The 14,881-nt window shown below is 40.3% G+C and carries 15 protein-coding genes; 12 read left to right on the plus strand and 3 right to left on the minus strand.

Going from position 1 to position 14,881, the window contains the following annotated elements; all coding sequences use genetic code 11:
* Window positions 1–26: 26 nt before the first annotated feature.
* Window positions 27–2,528: a penicillin-binding protein 1A gene (locus A7968_RS14955; RefSeq protein ID WP_064667379.1), complete on the minus strand. Its 2,502-nt coding sequence runs from the start codon at window positions 2,526–2,528 to the stop codon at window positions 27–29.
* Window positions 2,529–2,660: 132 nt separating this feature from the next.
* Here A7968_RS14955 and A7968_RS14960 point away from each other — a divergent pair, with 132 nt between their 5' ends.
* From A7968_RS14960 to A7968_RS15000, 9 genes are all read left to right on the plus strand, one after another.
* Entirely contained in the window at window positions 2,661–3,740 is a 1,080-nt protein-coding gene (locus tag A7968_RS14960) for a pilus assembly protein PilM (protein WP_064667380.1), read from the plus strand.
* The gene (locus A7968_RS14965; RefSeq protein ID WP_064667381.1) at window positions 3,728–4,294 is read left to right on the plus strand and encodes a PilN domain-containing protein; all 567 of its coding nucleotides are present in this window, start codon (window positions 3,728–3,730) and stop codon (window positions 4,292–4,294) included. The genes A7968_RS14960 and A7968_RS14965 overlap by 13 nt, the downstream gene beginning before the upstream one ends.
* Window positions 4,291–4,911 (plus strand): type IV pilus inner membrane component PilO, encoded by a 621-nt coding sequence (locus A7968_RS14970; RefSeq protein WP_064667382.1) that lies wholly within the window; start codon window positions 4,291–4,293, stop codon window positions 4,909–4,911. The genes A7968_RS14965 and A7968_RS14970 overlap by 4 nt, the downstream gene beginning before the upstream one ends.
* Window positions 4,908–5,444 carry a pilus assembly protein PilP gene (locus tag A7968_RS14975; protein WP_064667383.1) on the plus strand — a complete coding sequence of 179 codons (537 nt, stop codon included), beginning with the start codon at window positions 4,908–4,910 and terminating at the stop codon, window positions 5,442–5,444. The genes A7968_RS14970 and A7968_RS14975 overlap by 4 nt, the downstream gene beginning before the upstream one ends.
* The gene (locus A7968_RS14980) at window positions 5,431–7,515 is read left to right on the plus strand and encodes a type IV pilus secretin PilQ (protein WP_064667384.1); all 2,085 of its coding nucleotides are present in this window, start codon (window positions 5,431–5,433) and stop codon (window positions 7,513–7,515) included. Before A7968_RS14975 ends, A7968_RS14980 begins: the two co-directional genes overlap by 14 nt.
* A 184-nt stretch (window positions 7,516–7,699) precedes the next feature.
* Complete coding sequence (gene aroK, locus A7968_RS14985; protein ID WP_016709531.1) at window positions 7,700–8,218, plus strand: shikimate kinase AroK; 519 nt, start codon at window positions 7,700–7,702, stop codon at window positions 8,216–8,218.
* 25 nt (window positions 8,219–8,243) lie between these two features.
* Window positions 8,244–9,314 carry a 3-dehydroquinate synthase gene (gene aroB, locus A7968_RS14990; protein ID WP_064667385.1) on the plus strand — a complete coding sequence of 357 codons (1,071 nt, stop codon included), beginning with the start codon at window positions 8,244–8,246 and terminating at the stop codon, window positions 9,312–9,314.
* Complete coding sequence (locus tag A7968_RS14995) at window positions 9,314–10,654, plus strand: AAA family ATPase (protein ID WP_064667386.1); 1,341 nt, start codon at window positions 9,314–9,316, stop codon at window positions 10,652–10,654. The genes aroB and A7968_RS14995 overlap by 1 nt, the downstream gene beginning before the upstream one ends.
* 53 nt (window positions 10,655–10,707) lie before the next feature.
* The gene (locus A7968_RS15000; protein ID WP_064667387.1) at window positions 10,708–11,559 is read left to right on the plus strand and encodes a Dam family site-specific DNA-(adenine-N6)-methyltransferase; all 852 of its coding nucleotides are present in this window, start codon (window positions 10,708–10,710) and stop codon (window positions 11,557–11,559) included.
* On the opposite strand, the gene A7968_RS15005 is transcribed toward A7968_RS15000, so the two are convergent.
* Window positions 11,522–11,707 (minus strand): DUF2970 domain-containing protein, encoded by a 186-nt coding sequence (locus A7968_RS15005; RefSeq protein ID WP_064667388.1) that lies wholly within the window; start codon window positions 11,705–11,707, stop codon window positions 11,522–11,524. The genes A7968_RS15000 and A7968_RS15005 overlap by 38 nt on opposite strands.
* Window positions 11,708–11,711: 4 nt before the next feature.
* The gene (locus tag A7968_RS15010) at window positions 11,712–12,005 is read right to left on the minus strand and encodes a hypothetical protein (protein ID WP_064667389.1); all 294 of its coding nucleotides are present in this window, start codon (window positions 12,003–12,005) and stop codon (window positions 11,712–11,714) included.
* 345 nt (window positions 12,006–12,350) lie between these two features.
* Here A7968_RS15010 and rpe point away from each other — a divergent pair, with 345 nt between their 5' ends.
* From rpe to trpS, 3 genes are all read left to right on the plus strand, one after another.
* Window positions 12,351–13,034 carry a ribulose-phosphate 3-epimerase gene (gene rpe, locus A7968_RS15015; protein ID WP_064667390.1) on the plus strand — a complete coding sequence of 228 codons (684 nt, stop codon included), beginning with the start codon at window positions 12,351–12,353 and terminating at the stop codon, window positions 13,032–13,034.
* Window positions 13,034–13,699 carry an HAD-IA family hydrolase gene (locus tag A7968_RS15020; protein WP_064667391.1) on the plus strand — a complete coding sequence of 222 codons (666 nt, stop codon included), beginning with the start codon at window positions 13,034–13,036 and terminating at the stop codon, window positions 13,697–13,699. The genes rpe and A7968_RS15020 overlap by 1 nt, the downstream gene beginning before the upstream one ends.
* Before the next feature lie 63 nt (window positions 13,700–13,762).
* Window positions 13,763–14,767 carry a tryptophan--tRNA ligase gene (trpS, locus tag A7968_RS15025; RefSeq protein WP_064667392.1) on the plus strand — a complete coding sequence of 335 codons (1,005 nt, stop codon included), beginning with the start codon at window positions 13,763–13,765 and terminating at the stop codon, window positions 14,765–14,767.
* The last annotated feature ends 114 nt before the right edge of the window (window positions 14,768–14,881 follow it).

A 14,881-nucleotide genomic window follows, 5' to 3' on the forward strand; every position in this document is an offset into this window, starting at 1 on the left:
GCAGCGATTTTATATCGCGACATAGTCTAAAACAGTTCTTCTTCCGTTTTAGTTTCTTCTTCAAAGACGTTTTCTACATGTTGCATTACATACTTGGTTGGCGATGTGCCTTTTTCAAAGTATTCAAAGCGACTGGTATAATCGTTCTTTTGACTCAGTAAACCGGTTGCTAAATCGATTCTTACTGACACGAGTCCTTCTGGTGGCTCAATCGGTGCTTCAGGTTTACCGTCGAGGGCAACACGCATAAAATCAACCCAAGCTGGCTGGGCCGTTTTAGCGCCCGATTCAGCACCAGAAATTTGGTTTTTATCCATATTGTTGTTATAGGTTGAACGGCCAAGCGGATTACCTGGGTTATCAAATCCTACCCATACAGAAGTCATCACGTTGCGGTTAAAACCACTAAACCAAGTATCAACAGAGTCATTGGTAGTACCTGTTTTACCAGATAAATCGCGGCGTTCTAAGGCTTGCGCACGCCAACCAGTACCACTCCAACCAGTTTTATGCGCCCAACTACCGCCGCCCCATATTGCGCTGTGCATTGCGTCTGCAATTAAAAATGCATTTTGCTTCGATATAATTCGCGGCGCACAATGATTTGCGATAGGTTCTTGGCTGTTAGCAGGCTCGGTTGTTAACTCAAATTGTTTAATCGTTAGCTGGGGAGTGACAGGATCACAGGCCAACAGTGGCTCGGTTTTAAATAATACATTACCCGCTGAATCTTGAATTTCATTAATGAAGTACGGCGTGATCAAGTGACCACCGTTGGCAAAGGTACTCATACCACGAGCAAGCTCAAGCGGGGTAATTGACGCACTACCTAATGCCAATGATTCACTGCGATTAATATCACTATTTTTAAAACCAAACTTTAATAAGTGATCCGCGGTACGTTGTAAGCCAACGCCACGCAATAAGCGTACAGATATTACGTTTTTAGATTGCGCTAAAGCACGACGAATACGAATTGGACCATTGTAAACGGCTGGACTATTTTTTGGTCGCCATGCCACCCCTAGGCTCTTGTCCCATTGATTAATTGGCGCATCATTTAAAATAGACGCTAAGGTATAGCCGTTGTTCAAGGCGGCAGAGTAAATAAACGGTTTAATGTTAGAGCCGACCTGACGCTTTGCTTGCACTGCTCGGTTATATTGGCTTTGTTCAAAACTGTAGCCACCGACAATCGCTTTAATACGGCCATCATTAGGGTCTAGTGAGACTAACGCGCTAGACGCCTCAGGCAATTGACTAAGTAAATAACTGCCATCGTCATTTGCACGCAGCCAAACTTGTTCACCTGGGTTGAGTATATCGCCAGCGGTTTTTGGTGGAAATCCTTGACGATAGCGAGTGATGTATTTACGCGCCCACTTTAGGTTGTCCCAATCAAGGTTCGCTTGCTCACCATTTTTTAATAACACAGTCGCGCTTTGCTCGCCCACTTCAAGTACGGCCGCGGCTAATAATGGGCCGATTTCTTTTACTGGTTTTAATTTTTCCAGAATTTCACTATGACTCAATGCTGTTTGCGTTTCAAAGTCCCATAACTGTTGCTCTGGGCCACGGTAACCATGGCGCATATCATAAGCATGTAAGTTATTAACCAGTGCAGTTTGTGCTGCGGCTTGTACGTCAGATTCAACACTAGTGAAAATTTTAAAGCCAGTATTGTAAGCGCGTTCATAGCCATAGCGGGCGACCATTTCGGCGCGTACCATTTCAGAAATATAGGGGGCATATAATTCAATTTCTGCACCATGGAATTTCGCAGTAATAGGGGCTGTGGTGGCTTCGTTATATTCGGCTCTAGAGATATAGTTTTCATCTAACATACGACCCAATACCACATTACGACGCGCTTTTGCACGGGTTGGGTTTCTGATTGGGTTTAATGCTGACGGTGCTTTAGGTAAGCCTGCAATCATCGCCATTTGCGCTAAATTCAATTCGTTAAGATTTTTACCGTAATAGACTTGTGCTGCGGCGCCGATACCAAACGCGCGATTACCTAACTCTATTTTATTCAGGTACAAAGTCAGTATTTCATCTTTGCTAAGTAAGTTTTCGATATGCAGTGCAATAAAGATTTCTTTAACCTTGCGAATATAGGCTTTTTCGCGTGTTAAGAAAAAGTTACGAGCTAGCTGCATTGTAATAGTACTTGCGCCTTGTTTTTTCTCGCCAGTTGAAATTAATACGAGCGCTGAACGCAAAATACCTATAGGATCTATGCCGATATGATCATAAAAACGGTTGTCTTCAGTAGCTAATATGGCATTTATGAGTGGTTGCGGTATTTCATCAATGGTCACAGGAATACGGCGTTTTTCACCGAACTGGTTGATTAATAAACCATCTTTAGAAAATACTTGCATAGGAGTTTGTAATTGCACGTCTTTTAAAACTTGCACACTGGGGATATCAGATTTAACGTAATAATAAAGGCTTACTAAGGTAATGAGCCCCAAAAACGTGCAAATGATAAAAAATTGTAAAGTTCGTTTTAATAAAATCACTTATATTTTCCCTAAATGGACTCCCAATTAGAATCGGAGACTGCTAGTATATATTGATTAAAAAGTGAATAGTATTTTTTCATATAAAAATTATAACTTGTTTATTCTTAAAACAAAGGCCAAGTTGCAAACATGCTAAGTCAACTATTGAATAAGTCTTCATCGATGATGGTAGGGATAGATATCGGTTCACATGCTATAAAAGCAGTGTTACTGAATGAAACGGATAGCGGCTATAGACTTGAAGCGCTAGCAATAGAGCCAATGCCAAAAGGCACGATGGCCGAACGCAATATTCAAGATATTGAAGCAATTGGTAATATTATTACTAAGCTAAAACGTAAATTGCCTAAATCAATTAAATCTGCTGCGGTAGCTGTGTCTGGACAAACAGTGATCACGAAAGTGATTTTTATGGATGTTACCCTCAGCGATGCAGAACTTGAGTCACAAATTGAAATCGAGGCAGACAGCCTTATTCCTTATCCCTTAGATGAAGTTAGCCTAGATTTTGAAAAATTAAGCACTAACGAAGCTGACCCTTCAAAAATGAATGTGTTGTTATCTGCTGCGCGAACTGAAAGTGTTGAAGCCCGCGTTGGTGCGCTAGAATCAGCTGGTTTAACTGCGAAGGTAGTCGATGTTGAAAGCTATGCGCTGAGCCGCGCTATGGATGTTTATTATCAACAATTACCAAGTGATGCATTTAACAAATGTGTTGCAGTAGTCGATATTGGCGCAGTCTTGATGCTGGTCAGTGTGGTACTCGGTGGTGAAACTATTTATACCCGAGATCAAGTATTTGGCGGCGACCAATACACCAACAGTATTGTGGCCTATTATAATAAAAGCTTTGATGAAGCTGAAATAGGTAAAACGACAGGCGATCTACCGCCTAATTATACCTTTGAAGTACTGGCACCGTTTCAAACCTCATTGTTACAACAGGTACGCCGTGCAGTGCAGATGTTTTTAACCACCAGTGGTAAAGATCAAATTGATTATATTGTACTTACTGGCGGTACTGCGATGATTGATGGATTGGATAGATTACTAATTGAAGAACTGGGTATTCACACCATAGTGGCAGAACCTTTTGCAAATATGGATATCTCTGCGCATGTTGATCGTAATGTGTTACAGCGTCACCGTACGCAATTTGCAATAGCGACAGGTTTGGCATTAAGGAGTTTTTCATCATGCCACATATAAATCTACTGCCATGGCGCGAGCAACAACGAAAACAATCGCAAAATAAATTTGCCACTATTTTGTTTTTAGTTGTGCTTGGTAGTTTTATGAGTATGTATTTATTGAGTACTTATTACGGTAATTTGCGAGATGGACAAAATATTAAAAATAATTACCTTACAACAGAAATTAGCCAATTAGATCGTCGTATTAGTGAAATTCGTGAACTAGATAAAAAGAAAGAAAATTTACAACAGCGGATGCGCTTAATTGAAGAGTTGCAAAGTAGCCGTAACTTAGGCACTCAGATCATGGATGAAGTGGCGAAAATAGTACCTACCGGTGTTTACTTAACTAAGTTAGAGCGTCGAGGGAGTGCTATTCATGTGGTTGGTCGTAGTGAATCTAATAATCACCTTTCGAATATGCTGCGTGAAGTACAGAACTCTTATTTGCTCGAGAAACCCACTATGCAAGGCATTGTTGCTGGGGAAAAGTCGTCACGGTTGTTAAGTGATTTTAATATGGAATTTTACGTAAAATCCTTTGATAAAATTGGCGAGGTGAAGCAATGAACCTTGATATCAAAGCGTTAACTGAGATTGATTGGAACGAAATTGAGCTTGAGAATATTGGTGATTGGCCAATTGTTGTTAAAGTTATTTGCTGTACTTTTGTTGCTGCATTAGTGTTGTTTTTTAGCTACAGCTTATTAGTTTCAGATGAAATTGATAGTTACAAGAATGCGGTTAGCAAGGAAGTAGAATTACGTAGTACCTATCGAGTTAAGTATGCCTTGGCCAGTAACTTGGAAATTTATCGCCAGCAAATGGTTGAAATGGAAGAAAAGTTTTCTTTACTGTTAAAGCGCTTACCAACTTCAAACGAGACACCAGGCTTGCTAGATGATTTATCTTACGTAGGTACCACCAGTGGTTTAACCTTCCTTAAAATCGGTTGGTTACCAGAAGTTGAAAAAGAGTTTTATACTGAATTACCAATCAAAATTGAGGTAATAGGCAGCTACCATGAGTTTGGTGATTTTGTGGGGAAAGTGGCGCAACTACCGCGTATTGTGAGTTTGCATGACTTTTCAATTAATAGTTCGGATTCAGGTATGTTGACCTTTAGTGTTGTTGCTAAAACTTACCGCTATGAAGGTGATGTGAAAAAAGCAGGAGCTAAAAAATGAAAAAATTAGCTGTTGTTTTACTCAGCAGTGTTTTGCTCACTGCATGTAATGATGATACCTCTGAGCAAAAGGAATTTATTGATCAAGTTAAAGCCAGTACGACACCTAAAGTTGAGGCAATCCCAAAGCTGACAGAATTTGAGCACTTTGAATATAGCGCCAAACAGCTACGCAGCCCTTTTGTTGCGCCACAACCTGAAATTATTCAAAATAATATGATTCAAGTAAAAAACTGTTTACACCCTGACCCAGAGCGTACGCGTGAGGTGTTAGAAAAATACCCTCTGGATAATCTAGCAATGAAGGGCACACTAGGGTCTGATGGGCAAATATGGGCATTAATCAAAGCAGCAGATGATACTTTGCACCGGGTAACGGTCGGTAATCATATTGGTTTGTATCACGGCGTTGTACAACAAGTAAACAGTGATTATATAGAGTTGTTAGAGTTAATCCCTGATGGGTCTGGTTGTTGGAAAGAGCGCCTGACAAAGCTGGAAATGTTAGAGGCGGGATCCAATGGCACTAGTTAAAAATAAAAAAGGTAAAATTAAAATGCAGAAGGGAGTATCGTGGAGTAATCGCATTCATCAGGCTTTGTTTGTTGTTATTGCCCTTTTTATCACGCAATCAGCAATGGCGACACCGCTGTTGTATGATGTTCGTTATAACCCGTTAATGGCTGGAGAAACACAGTTACAGCTCGTATTTGATGAAGAATTGACAGCAGAGCCCAAAGTTCAGGTGTTCAATAATCCAGCACGTATCGAAATGCGCTTCAACGCAGCTGATGTTGAGCAAGGTTTGGGGGATGTGCCAATCAACCAAGCGGGTATTGAAAAAGTTAGCAGTGTGACTACGGATGGTACGTTAATCGTTACTGTGCATTTAGAGCGTTTAAAAATTTACCAAACCACAGTTAATAATAATCTTGTGTCACTACATGTCTCAGATAACCCACTTACTGCACAAGAGGGTAATAACGCAGCGCAAGATACAACTGGTAATTATATTAACTCAATTCAGTCGCTTGATTTTCGTCGTGGTGAAAAAGGTGAAGCCCGTGTATTAGTGTTCTTACAAGATACTCAGGCTGCTATTGATGTCCATGAAAGTGGCGGCAAAATTATTGCTGAGTTTCATCACACCGATATTTTAGATGATTTATTGTATGAGCTGGATGTGCTTGATTTTGGCACGGTTGTAAGCTCAATTGAGACATTTAAAGAAGATAACATGAGCCGAGTGGTAATCAGCCCTAATAGCGCGTTTAAATTTACCTATCAGCAAATAGAAAACATATTAACGCTAACGGTTGAAAAAGATGATTCGCAACGCTCTTATTTAGAAGGTGGTAAAGAGTATCAAGGTCGCCCAATGACCTTAAACTTTCAAGATATCTCAGTGCGGGCGGTATTACAGATCATCGCCGGTTATAACGACTTTAACTTAGTTACCAGTGACTCAGTCAATGGTAATATTACTTTGCGCTTAGACGGCGTACCGTGGGATCAAGCGCTTGATGTGGTATTGCGTGTAAAAGGCTTAGATAAGCGTATGGATGGTTCTATCTTAATGGTGGCACCTTCGGAGGAGCTTGCTGCGCGTGAAGCGAAAGAGCTCAAGGCTAAGCAGCAAGTTGAAGATTTAGAGCCGCTATATAGCGAATACATCCGCTTAAACTATGCAAAGGCAGAAGAGTTTGCTGACTTACTAAAAACAGATACCAACAGCATCATTAGTGCGCGTGGTAGCGTATCAGTTGATAAGCGTACCAATACCTTATTGATTAAAGACTCTGCAAAAAGTATTGAAAGTGTGCGTCGTATGGTTGAGACCTTAGATATCGCAGTCAGACAAGTTGTTATTGAAGCGCGTATGGTAACTGTCCGTGACAACGTTAAAGAAGATTTAGGCGTACGTTGGGGGTTTAGTGATCAACAAGGCACCGATGGTATTTCGGGCACCTTAGAAGGGGCTAACACGATTTCTAACGGGACGATCCCAAGTATTTCAGACCGTCTTAATGTTAACCTGCCGATTACAGGTGCCGCTGGCAGCATTGGTATGCACGTTGCTAAGTTAGCTAATGGCACATTGCTTGACTTAGAACTAACCGCGCTTGAAGAAGAAAACCGCGGTGAAATTATCGCAAGTCCGCGTATTACTACCGCCAACCAGAAAAAAGCACGTATTGAGCAAGGTACTGAAATACCGTATGTTGAATCTGCTTCAAGTGGGGCAACCACAGTTAGCTTTAAAAAGGCGGTGTTGAGCCTTGAAGTTACACCACACATTACTCCTGATAATAAAGTGATTTTGGATTTGATTATTACTCAAGATACGCGTGGTGATACAGTGCAAACCGGAACAGGACCTGCGGTTGCAATTGATACCCAAGAAATTCAAACCCAAGTACTGGTTGAGAATGGTCAAACCGTGGTACTTGGTGGTATATTCCAGCAGCAAATCATTAACTCAGTTAAAAAAGTACCATTACTAGGTGATATTCCTTACCTAGGAGTGCTGTTTAGAAGCACAAGTGAGTTTAATGAAAAGAAAGAATTGCTGATTTTCGTTACTCCAAAAATCCAAATAGAGTAATTTTCACTGATTTATTCTTACACAATGGGCAATTATTGACTTTAATTGCTCGTTAATTGGCTTTTTGTTCTAATAGACTTGAAATACCCAATCAATTACTGAGATAATCCCCTCCTTAATTTTGGGGCCAGGTCGTTAGGCGGGGTTTTATTTCAAATTTTAGAGTTCGTTTGTACTAAAAGATATGGCTGAAAAACGTAATATATTTCTAGTTGGCCCTATGGGGGCTGGCAAAAGCACAATTGGTCGTCACATTGCAGACCAATTGCACCTTGAATTCGTCGATTCTGATCAAGAAATCGAACGCCGTACCGGTGCAGATATTGCCTGGGTGTTTGATCTTGAAGGTGAAGAAGGCTTTCGACTTCGTGAAGAATCTGTCATTGGTGATCTAACTGAAATGCAGGGTATTGTACTTGCAACAGGTGGTGGTTCAGTGATGAGTAAAGAAGTACGAAACAAGCTTTCGGCTCGTGGTATCGTTGTATACCTAGAGACACCGATCGAAAAGCAAGTTGCACGCACGCAGCGCGACAAGCGTCGTCCGTTATTGCAAACAGAAGAAGCACCTCGTGATGTATTAGAGCGCTTAGCAGAAGAACGCGAGCCGCTGTATAAAGAAGTTGCTGACTTTACTGTACGCACTGATGAGCAAAGCGCTAAAGTTGTTGCTAATCAAATCATTGAGAAATTAGATTTTTAAATACCAATAAGAAAGGATACTAGCGATGCTTGAATTAACAGTTAATTTAGACGAGCGAAGTTATCCTATTTATATTGGTCAATCTGCACTTCAACAGACTGACAGGCTGCGTCATCATATTGGTGATTGTAGACCTATCATTATCACTAATGACACCATTGCACCTTTATACCTAAGCGATGCAATGGCGTTATTAGCTGATTTAAATCCGCTAAGTTTTATTATTCCTGATGGTGAGCAATATAAATCACTTGAATGGTTTGAGAAAATCTCAGCATTTTTACTTGAAAACAATTGCGGCAGAGATACTTGTTTAATCGCCTTAGGTGGCGGTGTAGTAGGCGATCTTACTGGTTTTGTAGCGGCGTGTTATCAACGCGGCGTGCCGTTTATTCAAGTACCGACTACATTATTATCGCAAGTTGATTCGTCTGTAGGCGGTAAAACAGCGGTTAATCATCCTTTGGGTAAAAACATGATTGGGGCGTTTTATCAGCCGCAAGCCGTGTTTATTGATACGCAATCACTGCATACACTTCCTGCTCGTGAATTTGCAGCCGGTATGGCTGAAGTCATAAAATATGGCTTAATTTACGATACTGAGTTGTTTAGTTTTCTTGAAAATAACACGGCACAACTACAAGCTTTGGATGAAGAGACCATCCAGCATGTGATTTACCGTTGTTGTGAAATTAAAGCACTGATTGTTGCCCAAGATGAAAAAGAAGCAGGCCTACGTGCCTTGCTTAATTTAGGTCATACCTTTGCACACGCTATTGAAGCGCAAATGGGCTATGGCCAATGGTTACATGGTGAAGCTGTGGCAACCGGCATGGTGTTAGCTGCAAAACTTGCGCATACTCGTGGCGATTTAAACGCTACGCAAGTATCAAGAATTATTACTTTAATCGCGCAATATAATTTACCTTGTGATATTCCCGATGTGATGAACAGCGAACACTTTTTACATCACATGCGTAAAGATAAAAAAAATAAAAAAGGCACTATCCGTTTTATTCTTCCGACTTCGTTTGGTCAATGCGCGCTGGTTGATGATGTCTCTGATCAACAGGTTCGAGATCTAATAGGGCGCTAATGCAATCGCAAATCTTACCTAGCCGTTCGGCTTTGGTTGATCGGATTGCCCTACAGTTTGAATATGGGCAAAATCTAATTGTCTTACTGGGCCCATCCGGGCTTGGTAAAAGTTATCTTCTCGAAACTTTTATTACTGATAAATACAGTGATTTTAATAAAGCATTTGTGCAGCTAAGTGCGCGTATGACCGATGCACAATTAATGAGTGAGTTACTTGAACAAAGTTTTCGCTCGCCATTAATTGACCAAAATTTAAGCTTGTCAGAAAACTTTTATCAGCTTGCTAAACAACAGAACTGCGGCCCATGTCTATGGGTATTAGATGGCGGTCGGCATTTATCTGATGAAATGGTACAAGAACTGACAACGCTTGCCAAACAAAGCCCGACGACGTTATATATTTTACTTGCATCACAATCAGTCGGACAGTTTCAAAGCTCGGTAGAAATTCATTTAGAAGCACTTTCGATGGCTGAAAGTAAACAGCTTATGCAGTGCTACTTTGAAGATTTACCATACGATGAAGATCCTGTCTTTCAAACCTTTTTGCAAGAAGCGCATGGCAACCCAAGTTTATTATTAGCTTGGCAGCCGACACAGCATACTGCAAAAGTAACCGTGGCTGATAAAGTATCTTGGCGAGTACATTTAATTGCGTTGCTAGTAATTATTATGCTGTTGATTATTGGTTTTTTATATCAATCCGATATGACCCGTTGGTGGCAAGATTTTTATCAGCCTCAAGCAGAACCGCCTGTGGCGACGGCAATTCCTGTTGATAGTTTAAAGCAACCAGCAACAGAGCCTGCACCGCCAACAGACTCCTCAGCAGTCGCAGATGCAGATACTCAATTAGCTGAGCAACAAACTCAGCCAGAGCAAGTTCAGCCGCTTATTGATAATTCTGCCCAGGAAAATAATATCGCGGCAATACTAGATAGTTTGGCGCCTGCCGCCGAGCCTGTGGATGTCACAACGAGTTTAGCCGATGATGTTATTGAGCCTGATGTGAGTAACGTAGCAGAAGCTATTCTGCCCGTTGATAATCGCTGGTATCTGCAGCAGAGTGATGAACAACTGGTGATCCAACTACTAGCGGTGACTCAACAAAAAATTGCCGAGCAGTATGCGGTTGAACAAGGGTTACAACCACTGGCTAAGGTCTATCAGACGCGCCGTAATGGCAAATTGTGGTGGCTAGTAACTTATGGTAGTTATGATAACTTAAAAAGTGCTAAAGAGGCGTTATCTAAGTTACCAGAAGCTGTGCGTAAAAATCAGCCATTTTATAAAAAAATCAGTAAAATAAAACAAGAAATCGCGTTACTAGATCAGTAAACTTACTTTGATTAGTGTAAAATCGCGGCACACCAGTTTGAAGTAAAGAGCCGATGCAGAAAAAGACCAGAGCCTTCCTTAAATGGGCTGGCGGAAAATACAGCTTAGTTGAAGATATTAGCACACGCTTAAATGACGCGAGTAAACACGCTGATACCTTAGTTGAACCGTTTGTTGGCGCTGGCTCGGTATTTTTAAATACAAATTTTAAACATTATATTCTCAATGATATAAATGCTGATCTGATCAACCTTTATAACGAGCTAAAAAACTCTCCTGACGAATTCATTAGTGACGCTAAAAAGCTATTTGTTGATTTGAATAATCAAGCGGACGCGTACTACGATTATCGCGTTCAGTTTAATCAAAGCAATGATATTTATGAGCGAGCGATTTTATTTTTATACATGAATCGCCATGGCTACAATGGCTTGTGTCGCTATAATCTAAAAGGCATTTTTAATGTGCCATTTGGTAAGTATAAGCGGCCTTATTTTCCTGAAAATGAAATGTACTTTTTTGCTGAGAAAGCGCAACAGGCTACATTTACTTGTTTAGGTTACGATGATGTATTTAAATTAGTGCCGGATAATGCGGTGATCTATTGTGATCCACCGTATGTACCTTTGAGCAAAACGGCTTCGTTTACTTCATATGCAAAGGGTGGTTTTAATTTAGATGATCAGGCAAATTTAGCGAACCTTGCTGAGCAAGCTGCATTTGAGAACAAAACACCGGTATTGATCTCAAACCACGATACGGTCTGGACTCGTAAAATATATAGCCAAGCAACTTTGGCAGAAATTCAAGTCAAACGTACCATTAGTCCAAAAGGTGGCTCACGTAATAAAGTGAACGAGCTAATGGCTATGTATTTAGCACCCAAGCCACCACGCCATAAATAGCGGCAACAAAAATAATAAATAATATAACGGCGATAATGATAATACTAAGCGGGGAGTGTTGTTTGAAGTCAGATTGGCGTTTGTGTTCAGATTGCACACCAAAGAATGCCGCAATAACACTTTGCAAGGCACTGATCAGCTGTTGCATTTAATTAAAACCGCGGGCTAAGAGAACGCGCTTTTTGTGGTTCATCTGAGCTAGTTAATAGCTCAAGTAAATCTAAATAATGAAATTGTGCACTGCGACTATCACCAGTGAGCCATGACATCCAAGTTGATTCTTGTTCTACTTTCATGCATTGCACTGAATTATTAATTGTTAGGTGTCCAGAGCTACATTGGCAATCGTTTGCCACCATAAGTTCATCATCACTTTGTGAAAAATAGCTTATAGTACTGATAGTTAGAGCAGTAGCAGTTAAGATCCCGATTTTAAAAGCACGCATTTGACTAAGTCCATAATAGTGTAACTCATTAGAGCATACATAAAAAACGCTTAAATAACAAACTTAATTTACCCTTAACAATTATAAATTTTTAATAAAATTAAAAGCTTAAGGTAAAAATAATGTTTAAATTTAGTTGCTTGAAATTCAACCGTTGCGTTTAACTAAATAGAATAAAAACTTAAATGAGTTAATTGTTCCGTTTATTATTTTGCTCATTATTAGCTGTAATACAAAACATTGCATATTTATTTTCCCGCGTTCGGGTTATTTGTTACATTAAGCGCATTAAAGGCTTAGTAACTCAGCTTAAGTGCATTTTTGAATACACACTAAGGATTGTCTATGTTGGAAACACTGCAAAAGTACCTTATTGCTCCGTCTATTTTATCGGCTGACTTTGCTCGTTTGGGTGAAGATGTTGATCGTGTTTTAGCCTCAGGTGCAGACGTAGTTCATTTTGATGTCATGGATAATCACTATGTGCCAAATTTAACAATTGGTCCTATGGTCTGCAAAGCACTGCGTGATTACGGCATTAAAGCGCCTATTGATGTGCATTTAATGGTAAAACCCGTTGATAGTTTAATTCCACAGTTTGCAGATGCTGGCGCGTCGATTATTACCTTTCACCCAGAAGCCAGTGAGCACATTGATCGTACTTTACAGCTGATCAAAGATCATGGATGCCAAGCTGGGCTAGTGTTTAATCCTGCTACGAGCTTAAGCTACTTAGAACATGTAATTGATAAGCTTGATGTGATTTTATTAATGTCGGTGAATCCCGGTTTTGGCGGTCAAAGTTTTATTCCTCATACGTTAGAAAAACTACGCCAAGCACGGAAAATCATTGATGATTCAGGCCGCGCAATTCGCTTAGAAGTGGATGGCGGAATAAAAGTTGACAATATAGCTGCCGCCGCACAAGCAGGGGCCGATATGTTTGTTGCCGGCTCAGCTATTTTTAACCAACCAGATTATAAAGTGGTGATAGAGCAAATGCGCGAACAGTTAAAAGGTGTTAAATAATGAAGTACGATGCTGCTTTATTTGATTTAGATGGCACTTTAGTTGATAGCGTTTATGATTTATATATCGCCATGAACCTGACCTTATCTGATTTGGCCTTTCCTATTGTTAGCCAAAGCTTAGTACAAAGCTGGGTCGGAAATGGCATTGAAACTTTAGTCAAACGGGGTTTGAGTGGTGATATGCAAGTTAGTGAGCATTTAGACACTGCACTTGCAGATAAAGCCATTGCGTTGTTTTATGGGCATTATGAACAACTCGTTGGTGAATACAGTGTATTGTACCAACATGTGGAAACCGGCTTGGCGGCATTGCGAGGTATACCAAAAGCGCTGATCACCAATAAAGCGCGATGTTTCACAGAGAAACTACTCGATAAACTTGTGCTAACGAGTCACTTTGAGGTTATCGTCTGTGGTGACGACATGGCTAAAAAGCCCTCTGCTGAGCCGCTGTTGTTTGCTTGTCAGCAATTAAATGTGCCCGTTAGCCAAGCAATAATGATCGGTGATTCAAAAAGTGATATTTTAGCTGCACGAGCAGCCAATATCGATATGCTTGCGCTAACTTATGGTTATAACCAAGGTGAAAACTTGAGTGATTATAATCCGCAGTACCTCTGTGATACATTCTTAGATATACTACCCGTTCTTAATCAGCGGTAAACGACATTTAAGTTAGTGTTGTTAATTTTAGTATTTTTTATTTTAGTAATATAAAGGAACATCATGAGTAAACCAGTAGTGTTAAGTGGCATGCAGCCAACCGGTGGGATGACAATAGGCAATTATGTTGGCGCTATTAACCAGTGGGTAAAGCTACAGGAAGAATATGACAGTCACTTTATGTTAGCCGATTTACACGCGATTACCGTGCGTCAAGACCCTGAATTGTTAAGAACCCGTGTATTAGACGGTATTGCTTTGTATGTCGCTTGTGGCATTAACCCTGAAAAAGCCGCGCTTTTTGTACAATCGCAAGTGCCAGAGCATGCTCAGTTAGGTTGGGTATTAAACTGTTATGCACAAATGGGTGAGCTAAACCGCATGACCCAATTTAAAGACAAGTCAGCCAAGAACACGAATAATGTGAATGTTGGTTTATATGCATACCCAGTACTGCAAGCGGCTGATATTTTACTTTATCAAGCAGCACAAGTACCTGTAGGTGATGACCAAAAGCAGCATTTAGAATTGACCCGTGATATCGCTACACGTTTTAATAATCTATACGGCGACGTATTCACAATTCCAGAACCTTACATTCCAGAATTTGGCGCGCGGGTAATGAGCTTGCAAGACCCACTGAAAAAAATGTCTAAATCAGATGAAAATCCAAATGGTTTTATCATGATGTTAGATGAACCGAAAAAGATTGAGAAAAAGCTGAAAAAAGCAGTCACTGATTCAGATGAACAAGCACGTATTTATTTTAATCGTACTGAAAAACCAGGTGTATCAAATTTATTAACGCTTATGTCTGTTGCCACTAAACGCTCAATTGAAGAGTTAGTGCCAGAGTACGAAGACAAAATGTATGGCCACCTGAAAAAAGATACAGCTGATGCGGTTGTTAGTATGATAGAACCAATTCAAGCACGCTTTAAAGAAATTCGTGAAGATCAAACCATGCTTGATACCATCATGAAAACTGGCGCTGAAAAAGCCAGCGCTCGCGCAGAGGTAACTCTAAAGTCAGTGTACGATGCATTAGGTTTTATCCCTCGCCCGTAATTTAGATTTAGTCGATAAAAAACCGCTTTCGAATAGTATTCTTAAGCGGTTTTTTACGTTTAAATAATGGTATTTCAGCTGCACTAATTGTTGCCTAGCGCAGCTTTTTTGATT

This window comes from Pseudoalteromonas prydzensis (assembly GCF_001661495.1).
In the GTDB taxonomy this organism is placed as follows: Bacteria; Pseudomonadota; Gammaproteobacteria; order Enterobacterales; family Alteromonadaceae; genus Pseudoalteromonas; species Pseudoalteromonas prydzensis.

Excerpts from the sequence above, each read along its gene's own strand:
- A7968_RS14960 (WP_064667380.1), top strand. The coding sequence starts at position 2,661 with ATGCTAAGTCAACTATTGAATAAGTCTTCATCGATGATGGTAGGGATA.
- A7968_RS14965 (WP_064667381.1), top strand. The coding sequence starts at position 3,728 with ATGCCACATATAAATCTACTGCCATGGCGCGAGCAACAACGAAAACAA.
- A7968_RS14970 (WP_064667382.1), top strand. The coding sequence starts at position 4,291 with ATGAACCTTGATATCAAAGCGTTAACTGAGATTGATTGGAACGAAATT.
- A7968_RS14975 (WP_064667383.1), top strand. The coding sequence starts at position 4,908 with ATGAAAAAATTAGCTGTTGTTTTACTCAGCAGTGTTTTGCTCACTGCA.
- A7968_RS14980 (WP_064667384.1), top strand. The coding sequence starts at position 5,431 with ATGGCACTAGTTAAAAATAAAAAAGGTAAAATTAAAATGCAGAAGGGA.
- aroK (WP_016709531.1), top strand. The coding sequence starts at position 7,700 with ATGGCTGAAAAACGTAATATATTTCTAGTTGGCCCTATGGGGGCTGGC.
- aroB (WP_064667385.1), top strand. The coding sequence starts at position 8,244 with ATGCTTGAATTAACAGTTAATTTAGACGAGCGAAGTTATCCTATTTAT.
- A7968_RS14995 (WP_064667386.1), top strand. The coding sequence starts at position 9,314 with ATGCAATCGCAAATCTTACCTAGCCGTTCGGCTTTGGTTGATCGGATT.
- A7968_RS15000 (WP_064667387.1), top strand. The coding sequence starts at position 10,708 with ATGCAGAAAAAGACCAGAGCCTTCCTTAAATGGGCTGGCGGAAAATAC.
- A7968_RS15005 (WP_064667388.1), bottom strand. The coding sequence starts at position 11,707 with ATGCAACAGCTGATCAGTGCCTTGCAAAGTGTTATTGCGGCATTCTTT.
- A7968_RS15010 (WP_064667389.1), bottom strand. The coding sequence starts at position 12,005 with ATGCGTGCTTTTAAAATCGGGATCTTAACTGCTACTGCTCTAACTATC.
- rpe (WP_064667390.1), top strand. The coding sequence starts at position 12,351 with ATGTTGGAAACACTGCAAAAGTACCTTATTGCTCCGTCTATTTTATCG.
- A7968_RS15020 (WP_064667391.1), top strand. The coding sequence starts at position 13,034 with ATGAAGTACGATGCTGCTTTATTTGATTTAGATGGCACTTTAGTTGAT.
- trpS (WP_064667392.1), top strand. The coding sequence starts at position 13,763 with ATGAGTAAACCAGTAGTGTTAAGTGGCATGCAGCCAACCGGTGGGATG.